Annotated in this window: 15 protein-coding genes and 1 pseudogene; 3 read left to right on the top strand and 13 right to left on the bottom strand. The window is 70.1% G+C overall.

All coding sequences use genetic code 11. The annotated features are described in order from the left end of the window. Positions 1–19 precede the first annotated feature (19 nt). The 4 genes from AB0C02_RS30655 to AB0C02_RS30640 form a co-directional block, all read right to left on the bottom strand. Complete coding sequence (locus AB0C02_RS30655) at positions 20–2,002, bottom strand: ABC transporter ATP-binding protein (RefSeq protein WP_357552630.1); 1,983 nt, start codon at positions 2,000–2,002, stop codon at positions 20–22. Positions 2,003–2,108: 106 nt separating this feature from the next. Next, the gene (locus tag AB0C02_RS30650; protein ID WP_357552614.1) at positions 2,109–2,876 is read right to left on the bottom strand and encodes an enoyl-CoA hydratase/isomerase family protein; all 768 of its coding nucleotides are present in this window, start codon (positions 2,874–2,876) and stop codon (positions 2,109–2,111) included. 46 nt (positions 2,877–2,922) lie between these two features. Continuing rightward, complete coding sequence (locus AB0C02_RS30645) at positions 2,923–3,150, bottom strand: helix-turn-helix domain-containing protein (protein WP_007462679.1); 228 nt, start codon at positions 3,148–3,150, stop codon at positions 2,923–2,925. Positions 3,151–3,452: 302 nt separating this feature from the next. Beyond that, complete coding sequence (locus tag AB0C02_RS30640) at positions 3,453–5,060, bottom strand: ABC-F family ATP-binding cassette domain-containing protein (protein ID WP_357552613.1); 1,608 nt, start codon at positions 5,058–5,060, stop codon at positions 3,453–3,455. 246 nt (positions 5,061–5,306) lie between these two features. Between AB0C02_RS30640 and AB0C02_RS30635 the strand changes: the two genes are divergently transcribed. Continuing rightward, entirely contained in the window at positions 5,307–6,212 is a 906-nt protein-coding gene (locus AB0C02_RS30635; protein ID WP_357552629.1) for a neutral zinc metallopeptidase, read from the top strand. A gap of 110 nt (positions 6,213–6,322) precedes the next feature. Here the strand turns inward: AB0C02_RS30635 and AB0C02_RS30630 are convergent. Further along, positions 6,323–6,563 (bottom strand): annotated as a pseudogene (locus AB0C02_RS30630) (winged helix-turn-helix domain-containing protein). Positions 6,564–6,711: 148 nt separating this feature from the next. Here AB0C02_RS30630 and AB0C02_RS30625 point away from each other — a divergent pair. Then, complete coding sequence (locus AB0C02_RS30625; RefSeq protein ID WP_357552628.1) at positions 6,712–6,963, top strand: hypothetical protein; 252 nt, start codon at positions 6,712–6,714, stop codon at positions 6,961–6,963. A gap of 99 nt (positions 6,964–7,062) precedes the next feature. On the opposite strand, the gene AB0C02_RS30620 is transcribed toward AB0C02_RS30625, so the two are convergent. From AB0C02_RS30620 to AB0C02_RS30585, 8 genes are all read right to left on the bottom strand, one after another. Then, the gene (locus AB0C02_RS30620) at positions 7,063–8,127 is read right to left on the bottom strand and encodes a hypothetical protein (protein ID WP_357552612.1); all 1,065 of its coding nucleotides are present in this window, start codon (positions 8,125–8,127) and stop codon (positions 7,063–7,065) included. After that, positions 8,124–8,477, bottom strand: coding sequence for a PadR family transcriptional regulator (locus tag AB0C02_RS30615; RefSeq protein WP_357552627.1), 354 nt, complete (start codon positions 8,475–8,477; stop codon positions 8,124–8,126). The genes AB0C02_RS30620 and AB0C02_RS30615 overlap by 4 nt, the downstream gene beginning before the upstream one ends. A 174-nt stretch (positions 8,478–8,651) precedes the next feature. Further along, positions 8,652–9,305 carry an acVLRF1 family peptidyl-tRNA hydrolase gene (locus AB0C02_RS30610; RefSeq protein ID WP_357552611.1) on the bottom strand — a complete coding sequence of 218 codons (654 nt, stop codon included), beginning with the start codon at positions 9,303–9,305 and terminating at the stop codon, positions 8,652–8,654. Positions 9,306–9,342: 37 nt separating this feature from the next. Then, on the bottom strand, positions 9,343–10,557 hold the full coding sequence (locus AB0C02_RS30605) for a hypothetical protein (RefSeq protein WP_357552610.1): 1,215 nt from the start codon (positions 10,555–10,557) through the stop codon (positions 9,343–9,345). An 87-nt stretch (positions 10,558–10,644) separates the two neighbouring features. Continuing rightward, positions 10,645–11,802, bottom strand: coding sequence for a DUF916 domain-containing protein (locus AB0C02_RS30600; RefSeq protein ID WP_357552609.1), 1,158 nt, complete (start codon positions 11,800–11,802; stop codon positions 10,645–10,647). A gap of 123 nt (positions 11,803–11,925) precedes the next feature. Beyond that, on the bottom strand, positions 11,926–14,952 hold the full coding sequence (locus AB0C02_RS30595; RefSeq protein WP_357552608.1) for a M12 family metallo-peptidase: 3,027 nt from the start codon (positions 14,950–14,952) through the stop codon (positions 11,926–11,928). A 487-nt stretch (positions 14,953–15,439) separates the two neighbouring features. Then, on the bottom strand, positions 15,440–19,117 hold the full coding sequence (locus tag AB0C02_RS30590) for a M12 family metallo-peptidase (protein ID WP_357552607.1): 3,678 nt from the start codon (positions 19,115–19,117) through the stop codon (positions 15,440–15,442). 122 nt (positions 19,118–19,239) lie between these two features. Next, positions 19,240–19,860: a LysE family transporter gene (locus tag AB0C02_RS30585; protein WP_357552606.1), complete on the bottom strand. Its 621-nt coding sequence runs from the start codon at positions 19,858–19,860 to the stop codon at positions 19,240–19,242. Positions 19,861–20,080: 220 nt separating this feature from the next. Here AB0C02_RS30585 and AB0C02_RS30580 point away from each other — a divergent pair, with 220 nt between their 5' ends. After that, entirely contained in the window at positions 20,081–20,719 is a 639-nt protein-coding gene (locus tag AB0C02_RS30580) for a hypothetical protein (protein WP_357552605.1), read from the top strand. Positions 20,720–20,836 lie beyond the last annotated feature (117 nt).

Genomic DNA, 20,836 nt, shown 5'->3' with positions numbered 1-20,836 from the left:
CGACTTCGGAACTACTCGTCTAGTTCGCGGTGGCGGGCGGCAGCGCCTCCTGCGCGACGTACGTGCCGAGCGGCACGGTGCTGACCACCGGCTGCGGCTGGTTCGGCTCGGCGTACGGGGTCGGCGAGTCGGCCACCGCGAACTGGGTGCGGTACAGCTCGGCGTAGAGGCCGCCGACGGCGACCAACTCCTCGTGCCGGCCCCGCTCGACGATCCGCCCCTCGTCGAGGACGAGGATCTGGTCGGCGTCCCGGACGGTGGAGAGGCGGTGCGCGATCACCAGCGCGGTACGCCCGGTCAGCGCCACCGACAGCGCCCGCTGCACGGCCGCCTCGCTCTCCGAGTCCAGGTGCGCGGTCGCCTCGTCGAGGATCACGATCGACGGGGCCTTGAGCAACAGCCGGGCGATGGCGATGCGCTGCTTCTCGCCGCCGGAGAAGCGGTAGCCGCGCTCGCCGACCGTGGTGTCCAGCCCACCGGGCAGGGCCCGGACCAGGTCGGCGACCTGCGCGCCGGCCAGAGCGGCCCAGATCTCGTCGTCGGTGGCGTCCGGCTTGGCGTAGCGCAGGTTCTCCCGGATGGTCTCGTGGAACAGGTGGGAGTCCTGGGTGACCACGCCGATCTCGTCGCGTAGCGAGGCCAGGGTGGCGTCCCGTACGTCGACGCCGCCGACCAGCACCTGGCCTTCGCTGGCGTCGTAGATCCGGGAGATCAGCATGGACAGCGTCGACTTGCCGGCGCCGGAGGGACCAACCAGGGCCACCATCTGCCCGGGCTCGACGCTGAACGAGACGCCCTTGAGCACCGGCTCGTTGACCGTACGGTCGAGCGCGGCGACCTCCTCCAGTGACGCGAGGGACACCTCGGCGGCGCTCGGGTAGCGGAACCGCACGTCGCGGAACTCGACCCGGCCGCTGGCCCGGGGCAGCGGCGCCGCGTCGGGCTTCTCCTCGATGCCCGGACGCAGGTCGAGCACCTCGAAGACCCGGTCGAAGGAGACCAGCGCGCTCATCACGTCGACCCGGACGTTGGACAGCGCGGTGAGCGGGCCGTAGAGCCGGGTGAGCAGCAGCGCGAGCTTGACCACGGTGCCCGCGCTGACCGCGCCGGCGACGGCGAGCCACCCGCCGACGCCGTACGTCAGGGCCTGGGCAAGGGAGGCGACCAGCAGCATCGCCACGAAGAAGGTCCGCGAGTACATGGCGGACTGGATGCCGATGTCGCGGACCCGCTCGGCGCGGCGGGCGAACCGGGCGCCCTCCACCTCGGGCGAGCCGAAGAGCTTGACCAGCAGGGCGCCGGCGACGTTGAACCGCTCGGTCATCGTCGCGTTCATCTTCGCGTCGAGGTTGTAGGACTCGCGGGTGATCTCGGCGAGCCGCCGGCCGACCCGGCGGGCGGGAATGATGAAGATCGGCAGCAGCACCAGCGCCAGCACGGTGATCTGCCAGGACAGCACCAGCATCGCCGCGGCGGTGAGCACCAGTTGGATGACGTTGCTGACCACGCCGGAAAGGGTGGAGGTGAACGCTCGCTGGGCGCCGAGCACGTCGTTGTTGAGCCGGCTGACCAGGGCGCCGGTCTGGGTACGGGTGAAGAACTGCAGCGGCATCCGCTGGACGTGGTCGTAGACCCGGGTTCGCAGGTCGAGGATGATGCCCTCCCCGATCCGGGCCGAGTACCACCGCTGGGCCAGCGAGAAGAGCGCGTCGGCGACGGCCAGCACGCCGATGATCAGGGCCAGCCGGACCACGGTCGAGCCGGCGCCCGGCGCGCCACCGGCGATCGCGTCGATGACGTCACCGGCGAGCAGCGGGGTGGCCACCCCGATCACCGCGGCGATCACCACGGTGATCAGGAAGATGATGATGTCGCGCCGGTAGGGCCGGGCGAACGCGACGATCCGCCGGGCGGTGCCGCGCTTGAGTTGGTGGCTGGCGACCTCGTCCTGGTTGCGCATCGACCGGAGCATGCTCCAGCCGGCCATGCCGCCACCGGGCATTTGGTTGGACACGTGTCACCTCCGGGTCGTCGACGGTCGGGTCAATTCTGCCGACGACTACGACAACCTCGCGAGTAACCCGGATCTTCCCGAACGGTCCTTACATTTATTCGCCGCGTCCGGCAATTTCGCGCAGTCGTCGGGTCTGCGCCTCACGCTCGGCCCGCTGCTGCTGGGCGTGGGTACGCCCCTCCGCGCCCGCGAGCAGCGCCTTGATCTCCACGATCGCATCGCGGCTGTTGGCCAGCAGGCGGGCGGTCAGGTCCCGTACCGCGCCGTCAAGCTCCGCGTTCGGCACGACGAGGGCGGCCAGGCCGATCCGGTCCGCCTCGGCGGCGTCCAGCCGGCGGCCGGTGGCGCAGATCTCCAGTGCGCGGGAATAGCCGACCAGCTCGACGAGGCGCCTGGTGCCGGCGAGGTCGGGGACCAGGCCGAGGGTCACCTCCGCCATCGAGAGCTTGGCGTCCTCGGCGAGCACCCGCAGGTCACAGGCGAGGGCGAGCTGGAACCCGGCACCGATCGCATGCCCCTGCACCGCCGCGATGGAGATCACGTCCGGGCGGTGCAGCCAGGTGAAGCCGGCCTGGAAATCGGCGATCCGGTCGGCGCACTCCTGCTCGGGCAGGTTGGAGAGCTCGGCGAAGGAGCCGGGGCCGGAGGCCCCGGCTACGGACAGGTCGAGGCCGGCGGAGAAGGCCCGCCCCTCGCCGCGCACCACGACGACCCGGACGTTTCCGGGCAGCTCACGGGAGAATTCGCTCAGCGCGCGCCACATCGTCGGGGTCTGCGCGTTGAGCACGTCGGGCCGGCACAACGTGACCGTCGCCACCGGCCCGTCGTAGTCGAGTCGTACCCCGGCCGCTTCGGCGGTCACCGGACCGCCCGGGGCACGGCGCTGATGGATGACGCTGGCGGGCGGGTCACGCCTTCTTCCGGCGACGAGCGCCGCCACGCTGTCGCAGCTGCACCCCGGACTCGGTGAGCACACGGTGGATGAACCCGTAGGACCGGCCGGTCGAAGCCGCCAGCGCACGGATGCTCTCACCCGAGGTGTACCGCTTTACCAGGTCCTTGGCGAGCGTCTGGCGCTCGGCTCCGACGATCCGGCGACCCTTCTCAGTGCTGGTGGCTGTGCCGGTGGCTGCCATGTTGATTCCTCACGTCCCAGACTGTGCGGTTCGGATACGGTCCCACCTATTAGACCGCCTCGAACGATCATGCGCCAGATATCAACTATTCGCCAACCGACACGCTATGCATTGTCGGCTTCCCGATAGCGTGATCCTTCTGACCGGCCAGCCCCGACTCACCCAGCTGGATCATGGCCCCCCAACCGCCCGGTGGACCGCCTCCCGGGCCCGCTCGGCTTAATCATGAGGTTGGCGCCGAATTCGATCGGCGTCTGCGCCGCCAACCTCATGATCAACGGCAAGATCCGGGGGCGGAATGGTCAGGCGAGTTCGACGAGTTCGAGCAGATCGTCGCTCCAGGCGTCCTCGTCGCCGTCAGGCAGCAGGATGGCGCGGTCGGGCTTGAGCGCCATGACCGCGCCCGGGTCGTGGGTCACCAGCACGATCGCGCCCGGATAGCGGGCGATCGCGTCGAGCACCTGCTCCCGGCTGACCGGATCAAGGTTGTTGGTCGGCTCGTCCAGCAGCAGCACATTCGCGCCCGAGCAGACCAGCGTGGCCAGGGCCAGCCGGGTCTTCTCGCCGCCGGAAAGCACCCCGGCCGGCTTGTCGACGTCCTCGCCGGAGAAGAGGAACGCGCCGAGGATCTTGCGCAGGTCGGTGTCGGTCTGCTCCGACGCGGCGCTGCGCATGTGCTCCAGGATGGTCCGGTCCACGTCCAGGGTCTCGTGCTCCTGGGCGTAGTAGCCGAGCCGCAGGCCGTGCCCGGGGCGCACCTCACCGGTGTCCGGTTCGAGCAGGCCGCCGAGCATCCGCAGCAGGGTGGTCTTGCCGGCGCCGTTGAGGCCGAGGATGGCCACCCGGGAGCCGCGGTCCACCGCCACGTCGACGTCGGTGAAGATCTCCAGCGACCCGTACGACTTGGACAGGCCGCTCGCGGTGAGCGGGGTTTTGCCGCACGGCGCCGGGGTGGGAAAACGCACCTTCGCCACCTTGTCGGCGACGCGTACCTCGTCCAGGCCGCTCAGCAGTTTCTCGGCGCGGCGGGCCATGTTCTGCGCGGCGACGGTCTTGGTCGCCTTGGCCCGCATCTTGTCGGCCTGGGCCATCAGCGCGCCGGCCTTCTTCTCAGCGTTGGCCCGCTCCCGGCGGCGGCGCCGCTCGTCGGTCTCCCGCGCCTCCAGATACGCCTTCCAGCCGAGGTTGTAGACATCGACCACGGAGCGGGTGGCGTCGAGGAACCAGACCTTGTTGACCACCGCCTCCAGCAGCGACGCATCGTGGGAGATCACGATCAGGCCGCCCTTGTGGCTGGCGAGGAAGCCGCGCAGCCAGGTGATCGAGTCGGCGTCCAGGTGGTTGGTCGGTTCATCGAGCAGCAGGATGCCGCCGCCGTTCTCGCCGGCGTCGCGGAACAGGATCCGGGCCAGCTCGATGCGCCGGCGCTGGCCGCCGGAGAGGGTGCCGATGGTCTGGGCCAGGGCACGGTCGGGCAGGCCGAGGTTGGCGCAGATCCGGGCCGCCTCGGCCTCGGCCGCGTACCCGCCGAGGGAGGCGAACTGGTCCTCCAGCGCGCCGTAGCGGCGGACCAGGCGCTCGTCGTCGGCGCCCTCGGCGAGCTTGGCCTCCAGCTCCTTCATCTGCGCCATCAGCACGTCCAGGCCCCGGGCGGAGAGCACCCGGTCACGCCCGGTCACCTCAAGATCACCGGTACGCGGGTCCTGCGGCAGGTAGCCGATCGCGCTGCGCCGGTCGAGCTGCCCGGCGTACGGCTGCCCCTCCCCCGCGAGCACCTTCAGCGTGGTGGTCTTGCCGGCGCCGTTGCGGCCGACCAGGCCGATCCGGTCACCCGGCTGCACCCGCAGCGTGGTGTCGGACAGCAGGATCCGGGAACCGGCGCGCAGCTCCAGGCCGGTGGCAGTGATCATGTCGGGGTACTCGCTCTCGGTTCCAGAAGGGCTGACTCAGGGCACGCGAAAGCGCCGGCGGGTCAACACTTCCCGTCGGCGCGGGGCCGTTCAGCCTTCGCAGCGCAGCACAGGGCAAGTGTAGCGGGCAGCCCCTACCCTTTCCTGCGGGTTGCCGGGCAAGATCATCGGGTATCGGAACCGTCGTCCGGATCGGTTTCGGTACCGCAGCCACCACAGACGGACAAATGGGTGATCGGGGTCAAGATGGAGCTGAACGAGAACGCGGAGATCGACACCAGCCAGGTGGATGATCGGCGAGGGGGCGGCGGAGGCGGCGGGCTGGGCCTGCCGATCCCGATCGGCGGCGGCGGGATCGTGGGCATCGTCATCGCCGTCCTCGTCGCCCTGGTGGGCGGCGGCGTCGGCCTCAACGCCCTGAGCGGCGGCGGCTCCGGCCAGGGCGACAACACCGCGCTGGAGCAGAAGTGCGCGGCGAAGGACGCGCTCAAACAGCTCGACTGCCGCAACACCCTCTACGTCAACTCGATCCAGGCGTACTGGCGCACCGCCCTGCCGGAGGTCTTCGGCCAGCAGTACCGGGCGACCAAGACCGTCTTCTTCAGCCAGAACGTGCGCACCGGCTGCGGCGCGGCCGACTCCGGCGTCGGGCCGTTCTACTGCCCGGCCGACCACCTGGTCTACATCGATCTCAGCTTCTACCGCCTTCTCGCCGACCAACTCGGCGCGAAGGGCGAGTTCGCCCAGCCATACGTCCTGGCCCACGAGTACGGACACCACGTGCAGAGTCTGCTCGGCACCGAGGCGCAGATGCGCCGCCAGCAGCAGCGCGACCCGGCCAACGCCAACGCGCTCTCGGTCCGGCTGGAACTGCAGGCCGACTGCTACGCGGGCGCCTGGGCGAAGAGCGCCACCGGCACCTCGGACGCGAAGGGCCAGAAGATCTTCAAGAGCATCACGGAGCAGGACATCCAGCAGGCGATCAACACCGCCGAGAAGATCGGCGACGACGCGATCTCCAAGCGTGCCGGCCGCCCGGTGAACCCGAACGAGTTCACCCACGGCAGCTCGCAGGACCGGATGCGCTGGTTCAGCAGGGGCTACTCCACCGGCAACCCGAAGGCCTGCGACACCTTCGGCACCGGCCGGTAGCCCTTGATCAACTCGGTGTGCGGCACGTGGGGGTCAAACCCGACGAGGAGACCACCGCTTGCCGCAAACCGAGTCGATCATGCGCCTCCACCGAGCATGGACAGCATCGCTCAGGGCTTCCGCATCCAGGTTTTCGGGTCGGTGACGAAGATGCCCCTTGCTCTGAGGCCGCCGGATGACAGCCAGCGCCTCCAACCGTACATAGACCATCTGGATCGTCGAAGAACTGGCCTCGAAGCGGTCAGCCATCTCCGCGATCGAGGGCAATTTGTCCCCCGGGTGGACCTTGCCGCTCTGCACGTCGTTCATGATCGCACCGGAGATACGGATGTAGTCCGGTGTCTGTGGCATGGCACTCCTCGCGTGGCAACGAGTTCGGCTCATCTCCCTGGTCGGGGCGGGTGCGCGCGCCCGTCCCGACCCGCCGCGCTTCCGCCTGCCCGGAGAGGATCCGTCGTGGCCCAGGTGTATCGATCCGGCCATCGAACGAAGGCCACTGGTGACCGCGCTGCCCGAACCCGGCGACCTGCTACAGATCGACGGCAGCGCCTCCGTGCAGTTCGCCGGCGACCGGACCCTCACCTTCCGCGTCGTCTCCGTCTGCGACCGCCCGACCTACCACGGCTGGGTCTGGCTGACCGGCTACGTCCTCAACCAGCGCGGCACCGCCACCGCCAAACGCGAGATCTACGTCCAACTCGCCGGCCTTCGCCCGCACCAGTCCCCAGCGGACTATCAACAAACGCCTTGAGGCAGGACAGCCTGAGCGGATGCTTGAGAAGGGTTACGCGGATAGATTGGCGCGCCCCGGCTCGGCCCGCGAGTCTGACGGGCTGAGCCGGGGCGCTCGTTAGGCCGCCGCTTCGGTGGGCCGTGCTGTGGGCCGGCGGCGGCCCGTGGCGGCCAGGGCGAGGATCGTGAGTCCGATGGCCAATGTTCCGCCGACCTGTTCGGTGGCGGGATTGGTCACGACCCATTGGTAGGCCGGAGAGATGGCCCAGACGCCAGGGTCGGTAAAGGCGAGTTCGCCCAGCGTTTTGTACAGGCCGATGGTGGGAGCGGCGACGAGCCAGAGCGCGGTGACGCCGAGCGCGAGAGCGGCCAGCCGGCGCGGCAGCGCCCGGCGTCGGAGACGGTAGCTCGCCCAGCCGGTGAGGAGCCAGCCGGTGACCGCGCCGACGAGCCAGCCCAGCAGGATCGCTCCCGGTTCCCAGCTCGGCGGGGTCGGGTAGACGGTGGTCTGCAGTTTTGTGCCGGCGGTGTCCGGCGTGAAGGTGGTACCCGCGTATACGGTGAGAGCGAGACCGTCTCGAGTTACCTGAAAAAACTGGTGGACATCTTCCAGTGGCGAGTTGTCTCGGTACGACGGATAGGGCTTCCCAACAGGGCCGAGTGCCCAGCCGTCGGCCTGGAGTCGCGCCTGTGCTGCTTCGATCGTCCAGTTCGGGAACCGCTGCTCGTGGGGGTTGAACACGTACACCTCGCGCCAGGCTGCCCGCATATGGTCAGTTCGGGCGATCTCCGGCGCGGCCAGTGGGGCACCCGCTACGGTTTCGGCAGTCTGCAGGGCCGCCGTGTCGGACGGCAGGTGCGCAGCCGTCTGCCAAGCCGACCAGGAACCTGCGGCTGCTCCCACGGCTCCGAGGACCACGGCCGTTAGCACGGCCGCCACCACGGGCGACAGGCCGACCGGTAGTCGGAACCATTGCCGCACTGCCCCGCGCACCAGGTCCATCACGTCGGCCCGGGCGGGCACGCGGCGGCCCGGTTCAGCGGAGTCCATCAGCATCGCGAGGATCTCTTGGCCGTGGGCACGGCGGTAACCGATCGGATATGCCCACAGCAGCCGCCGGTACCAGCGTTCCAGCTCGACCTGCGCCAGCGGCTCCCGCATGACCTCCCCCGAGGCGGTCATGCGCAAGCCCCGAACGGGTCAGCCGTGAATCCGAGGGCCAAGTTCGGTCGCGCCTGTAGTCGGCTTTCCGCTACCTCCGCGTGCTTGCGCAGGCGGCGGGCCCGCTCGGCGAGCTTGCCGGCGCCGGCGTCGGTGAGCCGGTAATAGCGGCGCAACCGCCCGTCGACGACCTCCTGCCGGTCGACCGTGACGAGTTCCTGCTCCACGAGGCGGTCGAGGGCTCCGTACAGGGTGCCGGCCCGCAGCGTGACCGTTCCCTCCGAGATTTCGGAAACCTCCTGAGTCACCCCGTAGCCGTGCTTGGGCCCCGCCGCCAACGCGGTGAGGATCAAGAAGGTCGGCTCTTGCATCGATGTCATACAGGTAGATTACGGTGGCCGGTATATACCGTCAACTTGTTTCTGAAGGTGCGACCATAGGGCTTGGGCGGGCGAGCACACGGATCCGACACTGCTCAGTTTGAGAAACGGCCTCTGGATCGGTGCCGAAGGGATCGACAACGCAAGCGCGAAGCGGAGGCGGTGTCAGTCGCGGGCTGGGTCGCGGACCAGGATGTGCACCGCGCGGGCGGCGGCGACCGCGCCGACCAGGACCGTGTGCCGGGGCTCGGGCACGTCGAGCAGGCGGTCGGCGCGCAGCGCCGCGAGCGGGGCCAGTCGCCGGTCGGCCAACACGGTGTCCACAGCGCGCCGGTCACCGCCGCAGACCAGCACGGCCAGCGTCGCCGCCTCCGGCAGCAGCAGCCGTACGGCCAGCTCCGCCGCGTCGCCCAGCGCCGCCTTCGCCTGGTTGTCCCGCCGCCGGGCGAACCGCTGCTGCGACCAGCCACCCGCCGCGGTGCGCCCCTGCACGTAGCGGGTGTCCACCTTGGATACGACCAGCTCGGTCCCGTCGGCCACGCCGACCGCCACCGCGCCCTTGCGGGCCAGCAGCAGCCCGAGCCGCCGCGACGCGCCGGCGGCCGCCACGAACCCGGGTACGTCGACGCTCGCCGGGGCGCCGGGCGGGGTGTGCAGCTCGGCCGTCGCCCCGTCCGGGGCGGCGAGCAGCAGCCCGTACCCCTCGACGGTGGTGGTGGGCGGGCCGTGCCGGTCGGCGAAGCCCTCGACCCAGCGGGCGACGCGGGCCGGGTCGACCTCGACCCACCGGCCGCCCCCGGCTGCGGGTCGGCTGTTCACCGCTCGACCGTACGGCACCGCGCGTCGCCGGGGCGAATCATGCCCGTGGGCGCACGGCCATGCCCCGCATCACGAGGTGCGTCGAGAGGTGCTTGCTGATCCCGTCGATCGTCAGCGACCGGACGGTTGCTCCGGTGGCGCGGTCGAACTCCCCGTACGCGAGCGGGGTCCTGCGGTCGTTGACGTCGTACAACACATGGATCGACGTGTCGGTGAACACGACCTGGGCGAACTGCGAGGCGGTGGACCGGTAACCGGTGTCGAAGCGGCGGGTGGTGACGCCGGTGGCGGTGTCGGTGGCCACGATGCGCCCGTCCGAGGCGAACCACTCGAGTTCCCCGTCGCGCAGCGATCCGCTGTCGTATCTGACGAATTCGAGATCCTCGCGGGGGATCGACCGGCCACCCTCGTCGACCAGCGGGTGCTCGACGTACGCGCCGGTGGCGGTGTCCCACGAGACGACGACGGTGCGCGGCTGCCCGTCGACATCGTCGTAGGCGGACAGGTAGCTGATCACCCCCTGCGCGCACGGCGCGTGCTGGATGCCCGTGCCACCGTTGAACGCGGCCCGCCACCCGAGGACCTCCTCGCGGCCGTCGGCACCGGCGGGATAGAGCCGGGCGAGCATCTCCGGCTCGATCGTCGGGTCGGTCTTCGATCGCAGGTCGGGTCGGTCGGCGGCCTCGACGCGATGGGCTCCCGGATCAGTCGCGATGCCGTAGACGACCCCGTCGCACGAGGCGTTCATGAAGTAGTTGCCCTCCACCGGATAGAGCTTCGTCGCCTGGCGCGTGGTCGCCGCCACCTGGTTGGAGTAGTGCCCCGGACCGCCGACGCCCTCGTTGTAAATGGCGACGAACCCGTCCGGCACCGCGAAGGCGGACTGCTGCATGTCGGGCTTCGGATTGCGGAACGTGGTCAGGCCGTCGTCGTGGAGCAGGTAGTCCCGCTCGTCGTCGCCGAAGTACAGGCCCTCCGCCGACCACGCGAGCTGTCCGATGTCCATGCCCCGCGTCCGGATGGTCCGATAGGAGCCGTCGGGTCGCACGAGTACGACATACGCCGGGTTCCGACTGCCCAGTCCGGCATTCCAGGTGTACGACTGGGGGCTGAGGTAGAACGCGAAGACGGTGTCGTCCAGCTTCGCCTTGTCGGCGGCCACCGCGCCCGCCTCAAGCTCGGCCGGCGCGAAGCAGGCGGACAGCAGCAGTGTGCAGATGCCCGCTACGGCGACGGACTTGATGGACCTCACGGACGGCATGGTGCGGATCTCCACATCGGTCACCTGGCGAAAAGAAAACGCGGGAGGACATCGACGTCCTCCCGCGCTGCCGGTTGATCAGGCGACGTCCACCGGCTCTTCCACCGCCGGCCGGGACGCTGCCGGCTCCTGCGTCGGCGCCTCCGCCGGCGCCGGCTGCCCGGTGGCCGCCTTCTTCGCCGCACGGCGGCGGCGGATGCGCAGGTATACCCAACCGGCGATCAGCGCCAGCGGGATGAGCAGCAGCCACGGCATGGCCCAGACGCTCGCGCTGTGCGTCACCCGCGGCAGCTTCTCGTCGCCGGTGGTGAGTGCGAGGTCCACGTTGGCGCTCAATCGCACCGCCGGCGACACCCCGGCGACCCGTTCGGTGACGGTGAAGACCGAGCCGGGTAGCAGCTCGGGAAGGTCCACCGCCTTGTTACGGGCCAGCTTCCAGCCGAACGGCCCGGTCACGTTCACCGTGCCCTTGCCGCCGATCCGGACGTTGCCGCTGTTGCGCAGCTGGTAGGTGACCACCATGTCGCTGCCGCCGAACGGGTTGAGCGGCGCGTGGTAGTCGACGTTCATCGACTCGACCGTGACGGCGGGGTTGATCTTGCCGGTCACCCGAAGGTAGACCCGGGCGGCGACCCGCCGGTCCATCTGGACCTGCTGCCCCTCGGGGGTGACGCCGAGCTGGCCGATGGCGGCGAGCACCCCACCGGTGTGGTCGCCCGGGGTGGCGTTGCTCGGCACCGTGATCTCGAAGCGGATGTCCGCCCGCTTGCCCGGCTTGACGGTCACGGTCTGCTGCTCGACCCGGACCCAGGAGCCGACGTCGGTGGCCTTCTGGTCCGCCGGCAGCAGGGCGAAGGCGCCGTCGACGGTGTTGAACGCGTCGGTGCCGTACACCTTGAAGGTGAGCGGCTTGTCGCTGAGGTTGGTCACCCCGACGAAGTCGAAGAGGGTGCTGCCGGGGGCCACCTCGTACATGAAGAAGTTTCGGCCGGTCGGGCCCTTCGGCCCGGACGGTTGCACCGCCCAGCTTTCGGTGCTCTGCGCGGCGGCGCCCGGCGCGGCGGCGGCTCCGGCGACGGCCGGCGGCGCGAGCACCAACGCGAGCAGCGACGCGCCGAGGAGAGCACCGATGCGCGCCGTCGTGGTGAGAGGTGACGAAGCTGCCCGGGACGCCGTGGCGTCGGGGCTAGCCGTGATCCGGGAACGGATCCGGGGGAAGAACGTGACGAGGGGCATGCCGGAGCTCCGGAGATCGTGTTTCAGCAGGCCGGAAAAGGGCCGGTGGGGCGAGAGCATAGCTCCCGCCCCACCCCGGTGGGGCGGAAGGTTCCGCCCCACCGGCATGACCCGGTACCCGACCTAGGAGAGCGTCAGGGTGAGGATCGCGGTGTAGTCGCCCGCCTTGGCGGAGGACGGCACACCGAGGTTGAGCTGGGCGTCACAGGTGAACGTGCCACCGCTGACGCCGGCCGCCGAGGTGCAGAGCGCCCGGGCCTGGCCAAGGCCGGTGCCCGGCGCAGCCACCGCACCCGCCTTGACGACTCCGGCCGTACCCACGAACTGCTCGGGGATCAGCGCCGCGCTCGGCGCCCAGCCGAGGTTGTCCGCGGCGATGCTGCCACCGGCCGTCGTGGTGAAGTCGGAGACCTGACCGACGAGGCTCCAGCCAGCGCTGGTGCCCCGCAGGTCAGCCACCGTGGCCTGGTTCATGGCCCCGCTGGTGATCTGCCCGAGGGTGACCGCCGGCAGAGCGACGTTGGAGCCAGCGACGCTCAGGGTCAGCGGGCCACCCTTGACCGTGGTGGTGATCTGCTGCTGAGCGTCCCCGCCGTTGAGCATGATGGCGAAGTCGGCGTCGTTCACGGCGAAGAAGATGTTGCCAACCGCTTCGATCTTGATACGCGCGTGCTCCGTCGCCACGTTCGGCAGCTTCACGGTCGCGGTGCCGTTGTTCGGGGTGCTCTCGGCCAGCACGTACGGGAAGGTCTCCCCGCCGTCGGCCGACAGGGTGATCTTCACGTTGCTGGCGTTCACCGGCGCCGCGTCGGTGCCGGCGACGTCCCAGTTCACCGTCTGGGTCGAGTTGCCGTCGAGGACGGCAGCCTTCGCCTGCGAGGTCACCAGGAACGGACCCGCGTTCTGAGCCAGCGCCACCGCGACGTCGGCGCTGCCGATGCCGCCGCCACCCAGCCGCGCGTCACGGGCGGTGAGCTTGAAGTGCATGGTCCGGTCGTTGGTGTAACCGACCCAGTCCTTCGTGGGCAGGAACTCCGAGTAGCAGTCGACGATGTCCGCCGGCACGTTCGAGGCGCCACCGGTGGGCGGCGGGGCCGGAGCGGCCGGGCAGGCGCCGGTCTTGGCGTTCGTGTTGCCCGCCAGGATCTGCTTCATGTCCGGGAAGACCCGGGTGGAGTTGGTCGTGACGTGGTTCTGACCCGGGGAGTGGAACTTCAGGGTGTCCTCGGCGGAGACGTTCGCCGCCTCGCCGAACACGCGGAACAGCGGACCGGCCGTCTTGGTGTTGCTCACCAGCGCGGCACCCGCGCTGGCACCACGGTCGTTCTGCTCCCACATGTAGGTGAGCGTGTCGCCGTCGGCGTCGGTCGCGGAGCCGGTCAGCGAGAACGGGGTACGCACCGGAATGGTGACGTTGCCCGGCACGGTGACGACCGGCGCGTGGTTGGCGGTCTCCTGGACCAGGAAGCCGCCGTTGTCGATGGGGCCGCCCTTGGCGGTCTCACCGACGAACCCGGAGGCGCCGCCGACGAAGTCGGCGATCTCGAGCAGCGACACCTTGGTGCTGGCCAGGGTGCCACCGAAGGTGACCTGGAAACCGGTGTCGTTCAGGGTGCCGCTGCCACCGAAGGCGGCCACGGTAACCGTCGCGCCGGCCGGCCAGCCTGCGATCCCCTCGATGGCGGTCTTGATCCCGGCGGTGGTGTAGTTGACACCACGCACGATCTTGGCCGAGCCGCCGTTGTAGCGCAGGGTGAACCCGGCACCATCGGCGTCGAAGCCGTACAGCGACACGGTCTGCACCGCGTTGATCGCGGCACGGTCCGAGGTCACGTACGTGGTGATCTCGGTGTAGCTGCGGTGCGACCAGTACGGGTCGGTGTGCGGCTGCAGGTTGTCCTGCTGGCAGATACCGGCGTAGGCCATGATCGACGAACCGCTGCCCGGCTCGACCGAGTTGGCCGCGGACCGGTTGCCACCCGAGCAGTTGTACTGGCTGCCGTTGAAGGTGTGGTTACCGGCGAACTGGTGGCCCATCTCGTGCGCCACGTAGTCCACCGCGTAGTAGTCACCGGTCGGGGCCGGCAGGCCGGTGCAGCCCTGGGCCTTGTTGTTGCCACCGATGACGCCGAGGCTGGCGACGCCGCCGCCGTTGACGCCGAGGCCGATGTGGCCCACGTCGTAGTTGCTGGCGCCGACGAGCTGACCGAGCACGATCCGGTTACGGCTCAGCGTGCTGCTGGCGCAGGAGCTGATCTGCGCCGGCGTGAAGCACGCCGCCGCGCCACACGGGCCGTTCGGCTCGGTGGCCAGCGCCGTGGTGTTCAGGTTGGTCTTGTCGGTGTCGTTGATCAGCACGAGCCGGATCGCGGTCTCGTCCTCGTAGATCTGCGTGACCCGGTTCATCAGCGTCACCTTGGCGGCGGTGACGTTCTCCGCGCCGAAGAAGGTGGCGTAGGAGGGGTCCGTCACCAGCGCCACGCGGTAGGTGCGCAGCTTCACCAGCGGGCCGACCGGCGCGTCGGCCGAGGCCGCCGCGATCTCGTCCTTCAGACCGTGGGCCGCCTCCTCGACGTCCTCACGCTCGACGAAGGTGCCGTGCTGGTTGACCAGGTCCCCGGCGAAGTAGCTCGCGTACAGGCTCTGGTCCCGCTGGTAGTACGGGTCGACGTACCAGGCACCGTTGGCGGAACGCACCGAGGCGTGGAAGCCGAGCGGAGTGAGGTCCGCCCGGATCGTCGCGGTCGGGTCGTCCAGGCCCACGCCGGCGTACGTGGTGATCTCCGGGTGAGCCGCGGCCAGCTCGGACTCCATCACCGGCGACTCGACCAGCTCGAAGCGCTGGAGGGAGCCGTCCGGAGCCGGCAGCGACACCACCTGACGCTGCTGACGCAGCGCCTTGAGCTGCTCACGCGGAGCCTTGTCGAGCGTGCCCTTCAGGCTCGCGCGGTCCAGCGTGAAGGTGCTGAGCCGCTTGGCGTTCACAGCCGCCTTGCGCCCCGCCTTGGTCGCGGCCGGCTTGCCGTCGACCTTGTGCCACGGGCTGCTGGGCGCGGGAGCGGCAGCGGCCACGGACGGCGCCGACAGCACCGGCAGCGACGCCGCCACCAGCGCGGCAGCCAGGAGGGTGCCGATTCGCCCGCGCCGCACCTGACCGTCTGACGATCGGCGACGCGGGGGGTGTACCAGGGTAATCCTCAAGTTTTTCCCCTGCATGGTGAGGAATGGATGCAGACATACCCGCGCCCCCCGGCAACGGAGCCGGCGCGGATGATCTACAGGATTGATCAGAGACCTTAGGCGAATGTCGGAAGTCCGACATCAGCCGGATAGGCGAATCGATCCTGACAGGATGTCGAACGGCACACGTCGGCCAGATGATCGTCGGGGGGCGGCGAGACGGTGTACGCGCGGGCGGCCGTTCCGCCGGTCAGGCGTCCGGTGGCCGGAAACGTGAGCCGAACCAAGCGATCGCCGCACCGACCTGCCGCTTCGGCCGATGCCGCCGTAACACAGCTGAAGATCACTTGTCATCAGGCTGTCATACATCAATCATCCGCCATGGACGGAACAGCCCGGCGGGAAACGAAACGCGGGAGGATACCGCAATCGGCATCCTCCCGCGCTAACAGTTCAATCAGTGGACGGTGAGGTTGCCACCCGTCAGCTTGACCTCGGCGGTCCCGTTCCCCGTCCAGTCGGACGAGAAGAGCAGGGCGCCGCCCTTCCACAGGGTGATGCCGACGGTGTCGTCCCTACCGGGGGAGCCCCGGTCGGTCACCGTCAACGCCAGCGTCAGACCGCTGGCCACCACCCGGCCGTTGCTGTCGTACAGGCTGGCCTGGTAGCGCACCTGAGCGGCCTTGCCGGCCGAGGTGATGCCCAGCCCGTCGACCGTGCCGGCCTTGATCGTGTAGGAATTGCCGCCGGAGCGGAACGCGATCTCGGCCTGGCCCCGCGCGGCCTTCCTGGCCGTGGCCGGCTTGGCGGTCAGGTCCACCGCGACCTTCGACGCCGCGTCGGCCGGGTACGCCCCCGCCGAGCGGGTCACGGTGATCTCGCCGTCACCGGTGAGGAACCCACCGTCGGAGACAGCGACCGTCACCTGGGCGTTGGTGCTGCCCGTGTAGTAGCCGCCGACCGTCGCGGTGACGGTGTGCGTACCCGCCGGCAGGGATGCCTCGCACGCCGCGGCGGCGCTCGTGGTCGCCGCGCCGAGCAGTTCCAGCACGCCGGTGCAGAGCGTCACGCCACCCTCGGTGAAGGTGACCGTGGCGTTGCGGATGTCACCCGCGGTGGCGTCCGTCGCCGAGGGCAGCACCGAACTGTCCTGGACGACGGCCCGCAGCAGGGCCTTTCCGGAGGCGCCGCTGGTCACGGTGCTCACCAGCGTGTCGCCGGCCCAGGTCGCCGCCGCGTCCTCCGGGGTGACCTCGATGGCGAAGGAGGTACTGCCGGCCAGCCCGGTGTCGTCGGTGACGGTCACGGTGACCGGGTAGCTACCCGGCGCCGCCGTGGTGGTACCGGTGACCGTCCAGCTCCGGGTGCCGGGCAGGGTGTCCGCCCCGGAGGTGTTCGACACTGCCAGGGAGAGGCCGGCGGGCAGGCCGGTGGCGGACGCGGTCAGCGCCGCACCGGCGGTGTCGCCGTCGGTCGCCGTGACGGTGACTGTCGGCGAGAGCGCGTCACTGTACTGGACGCTGGCGCCGCCGGCCGGGGCGTCGTTGGAGACCTCGGGGGCCGACCGGATGGTGAAGTCGGCGCGGTTGACGTCGAAGAAGATGTTGCCAACCGCTTCGATCTTGATACGCGCCTGCTTGGTGGCCACGTTGGGCAGGGTCACCGTGGCGCTGCCGTTGTTCGGGGTGCTCTCGGCCAGCACGTACGGGAAGGTCTGCCCACCGTCGGCCGACAGCGTGATCTTCACGTTGCTGGCGTTCACCGGGGCCGCGTTGGTGCCGGCCACGTCCCAGGTCACCGTCTGGGTCGAGCCGCCGTCGACAACCGCCGCGGTGGCCTGCGAGGTCACCAGGAACGGACCCGCGTTCTGAGCCAGCGCCACCGCGACGTCGGCGCTGCCGATGCCGCCGCCACCCGACCTCCCGTCCCGGGCGGTGAGCTTGAAGTGCATGGTCCGGTCGTTGCTGAAGCCGACCCAGTCCTTGGTGGGCAGGAACTCCGAGAAGCAGTCGAGGGTGGCCGCTGGCACGGTGGTGGGCGCCGGCGGTGCGGCCGGACACGCGCCGGTCTTGGCGTTCGTGTTGCCCGCCAGGATCTGCTTCATGTCCGGGAAGACCCGGGTCGGGTCGGTGGTCACCGCGTTCTCGCCCGGCGAGTGGTACTTCAGGGTGTCCTCCGCCGACACGTTCGCCGCCTCGCCGAACACCCGGAACAACGGACCGGCCGTCTTGGTGTTGCTCACCAGCGCGGCACCCGCGCTGGCGCCACGGTCGTTCTGCTCCCACATGTAGGTCAGAACGTCGCCGTCGGAGTCAGTCGCGGAGCCGGTCAGCGAGAACGGGGTACGCACCGGAATGGTGACGTTGCCCGGCACGGTGACCACCGGCGCGTGGTTGGCGGTCTCCTCGACCAGGAAGCCACCGTTGTCGATGGGGCCGCCCTTGGCGGTCTCACCGACGAACCCGGAGGCGCCGCCGACGAAGTCGGCGATCTCGAGCAGCGACACCTTGGTGCTGGCCAGGGTGCCACCGAAGGTCACCTGGAAACCGGTGTCGTTCAGGGTGCCGCTGCCACCGAAGGCGGCCACGGTAACCGTCCCGCCGGCCGGCCAGCCAGCGATCCCCTCAATGGCGGCCTTGATCCCGGCGGTCGTGTAGTTGGCGCCCCGCACGATCGGCACCGAGTCGTTGCCCTTGTACCGAACCCGGAACGAGGCACCGTTGGTGGCGTAGCCGTACAGCGAGGCGGTCTGCACCGCGCTGATCGCCGCACGGCTCGACGTGACATACGTGGTGATCTCGGTAAAGGTGCGGTGCGACCAGTACGGGTCGGTGTGCGGCTGCAGGTTGTCCTGCTGGCAGATACCGGCGTACGCCATGATCGACGAACCGCTCCCCGGCTCGTACGAGTTGGCCGCGGACCGGTTGCCACCCGAGCAGTTGCTCTGGGTGCCGTTGAAGGTGTGGTTACCGGCGAACTGGTGGCCCATCTCGTGCGCCACATAGTCCACCGCATAGAAATCGCCGATCGGTTGCGGTAGACCGGTGCAACCCTGCGCCTTGCTGCCGCCGCCGATCACGCCCAGGCTGGCGATGCCACCGCCGTTGACGCCGAGGCCGATGTGCCCCACGTCGTAGTTGCTGGCACCGACGAGCTGACCGAGCACGATCCGGTTACGGCTCAGCGTAGGGCTGTCGCAGGAGGCGATCTGCGCCGCGGTGAAGCACGCGGCCGCGCCACACGGGCCGTTCGCCCCGGTGGCCAGCGCCGCAGTGTTCAGGTTGGTCTTCTCGGTGTCGTTGACCAACACGAGCCGGATCGCCGTCTCGTCCTCGTAGATCTGCGTGACCCGATTCATCAACGTCACCTTGGCCGCGGTCACGTTCTCCGCGCCGAAGAACTTGGCGTAGGAAGGGTCCGTCACCAGCGCCACCCGGTAGGTGCGCAGCTTCACCAGCGGGCCGACCGGCACGTCGGCCGCAGCCGCCGCGACCTCGTTCTCCAGCGCGTGCGCCGCCTCCTCGACGTCCTCACGCTCGACGAAGTCGCCGTGGACGTCCTCCAGGTCCTGGCCGAAGTAGCTCGCGTACAGGCTCTGGTCCAGGTGGTAGTACGGGTCGACGTACCAGGCGCCGTTGGCGGAACGAACCGAGGCGTGGAAGCCCAGCGGCGTCAGGTCCGCCCGGATCGTCGCCGTCGGGTCATCCACGCCCTTACCCGCGTACGTGGTGATCTCCGGGTGAGCCGCGGCCAGCTTCGACTCCATCACCGGCGACTCGACCAACTCGAAGCGCTGGAGGGTACCGTCCGGCGCCGGCAGCGACACCACCTGACGCAGCGCTCTGACGTGCTCCTTCGGGGCCTTGGCCAGCAGGCTCTTCATGCTGCCGCGGTCCAGTGAGTACGCCGTCATCCGCTTCGCGCGGATGGCCGCCTTGTGGCCGGCCCTGGTCGCGGCCGGCTTGCCAGTCGCCTTACGCCACGGGCTGTCGGCCGACGGAGCGGCTCCGGCCGTTGTGGGCGCCGACAGGATCGGCAACGCCAACGCGGCCAGCGCGGCGACCAGCAGGGCAGCGGTCCGCCCGCGCCGCGACCGCGACCGGTCGCGTGTCTGTTGTTTGAGGGTGAGTCTCAAGTCGTCTCCCTACGGTGAAGGTGAGACCGTCCGCGCCCCCGGATCGGCAGGGCTTACGCGGGTGATCTGCGGATTGAGCAGAACCTATCCGAACGGTCGATCACCCACAATGGATGATGCCATCACCCGCTCATCAGCGTGGCGACCGCAAGCGCCGCGATGATCGCACTGGACAGCAGCCCGGTGGCCAGGCGGCCACGCCCGCTGGTGAGGACCCGACCGATCAGCGTGCCACCCCCGGCGATCAGCAACTGCCAGCTGGCCGAGGCGATGAAGGCACCGAGCGTGAAGAGCACGGCGGCGGAGATCTCGGACCCGCCCGGCTGGCCCCGCCCGAGGACGAGAGCCGCGAAATAGACCACAGTGGCCGGGTTGAGCATGGTCAGCGCGAGGATCCCGAGGAATGCGCGGGCCGGGGTGTCCAGCCCACGCCGCGCGGTCGGGGCGCCGGTGCGGGACCGTACCGTCCGCCACGCGCCATGCCCGGCGAGCACCAGCAGCACCGCCGCCGCGACCAGCCGCAACGGCCCGGCGAACGGGGCGAGCAAGCTGGCCACCGCCGCGCCGCCCAGCGCCGCCACCGCAGCGTAGACACCGTCGGCGGTGGCAACCCCGAGCGCCGCCGCCGCGCCGACCCGGAAGGAGGTACGGGCGGTGAGCCCGAGGATGAGCACCGCGATCGCGCCCACGGGCACGGCGACGCCGTAGCCGGCCACCAGACCGGCGAGGAACGCCCCGGTCACGACGGCAATGGGATCGTCTCCGCCCGGGAGCCGCGCTGCTGTCGGCCGGCACGAATAGCCGGCGGTACGGGCAGCGTTCGCATCGTCATGATCGTCACGCGAACATGATCGGCGCCGGCCTCGCACGTGTCCATCAGATTTGACTGCCAGCACTAGTCTGCGGCCAGGCCACAGCCAACCGCGGTGGCCCAGCCGACCATACCGAGGAAGGCCGCCGTCAATGTCGTACCGATTCGTCGCCGCCGTGGCGATCGCTGTGCTCGGGCTGAGCGCCTGCGCCACCGCGACCCCGGCACCGGCACCACCCGCCGCCACTGGCGAGAACGCCACCCCGACCGCTGCCGCGCCCACCACCGGTGCCGCATCGCCGACCGACGCCGGGGCGACCGGCGGCGCAGCCAGCCCCAGCCCGGCAGCCGACGACCAGACGGTGCGCCCCGGAGGTCTCGGCCCGTACCGGATCGGCGGGAGCCTCGACGACCTGCGGGCAAAGGGCCACCTGGCCACACCCGTCAAGACCACCGGCGGCTGCCCGGACTACGCCACGTCCACGGGCCGTCCCGAATACAACAGCCCCGACCTCGTCTTCTACCAGAAGAAGCTGATCTGGCTCAGCCTCAGCTCGCCGCAGGCGCGCACCCCGGAGGGGGCGCACGTGGGCACGCCCCTCGCCGAGGCGAAGAAGCGCCACCCGGACGGCCGAGAACTCAGCGACGGGCTGGGCGGCAGGGCATGGCTGGTGACCCAGGGCAAAAACGCGCTGCTGCTGCGCATCGGTTCGGGCGGCGCCGTCACCCTGATCGAGGCCGGGGTGGCCGAGACGCTGGAGTTCCGCTTCACCGAGGGCGAGGGGTGCTGACGGCACCACCAGAAGGCCGACGAGGGGTCGTCCGCCGCGATGCCGGCCATCTTGGCCAGCGGCGGCGCCCCGGCGGTCGCCGCGAGCAACACGCTCACCATCACCACCCTGGACCGG

Origin of the sequence: Micromonospora sp. NPDC048999 (genome assembly GCF_040649295.1) — a bacterium.
Classification (GTDB): Bacteria; Actinomycetota; Actinomycetes; order Mycobacteriales; family Micromonosporaceae; genus Micromonospora.
Note: the sequence above shows the minus strand (reverse complement) of the source record. Positions and strands in the feature narration are given on the sequence as shown.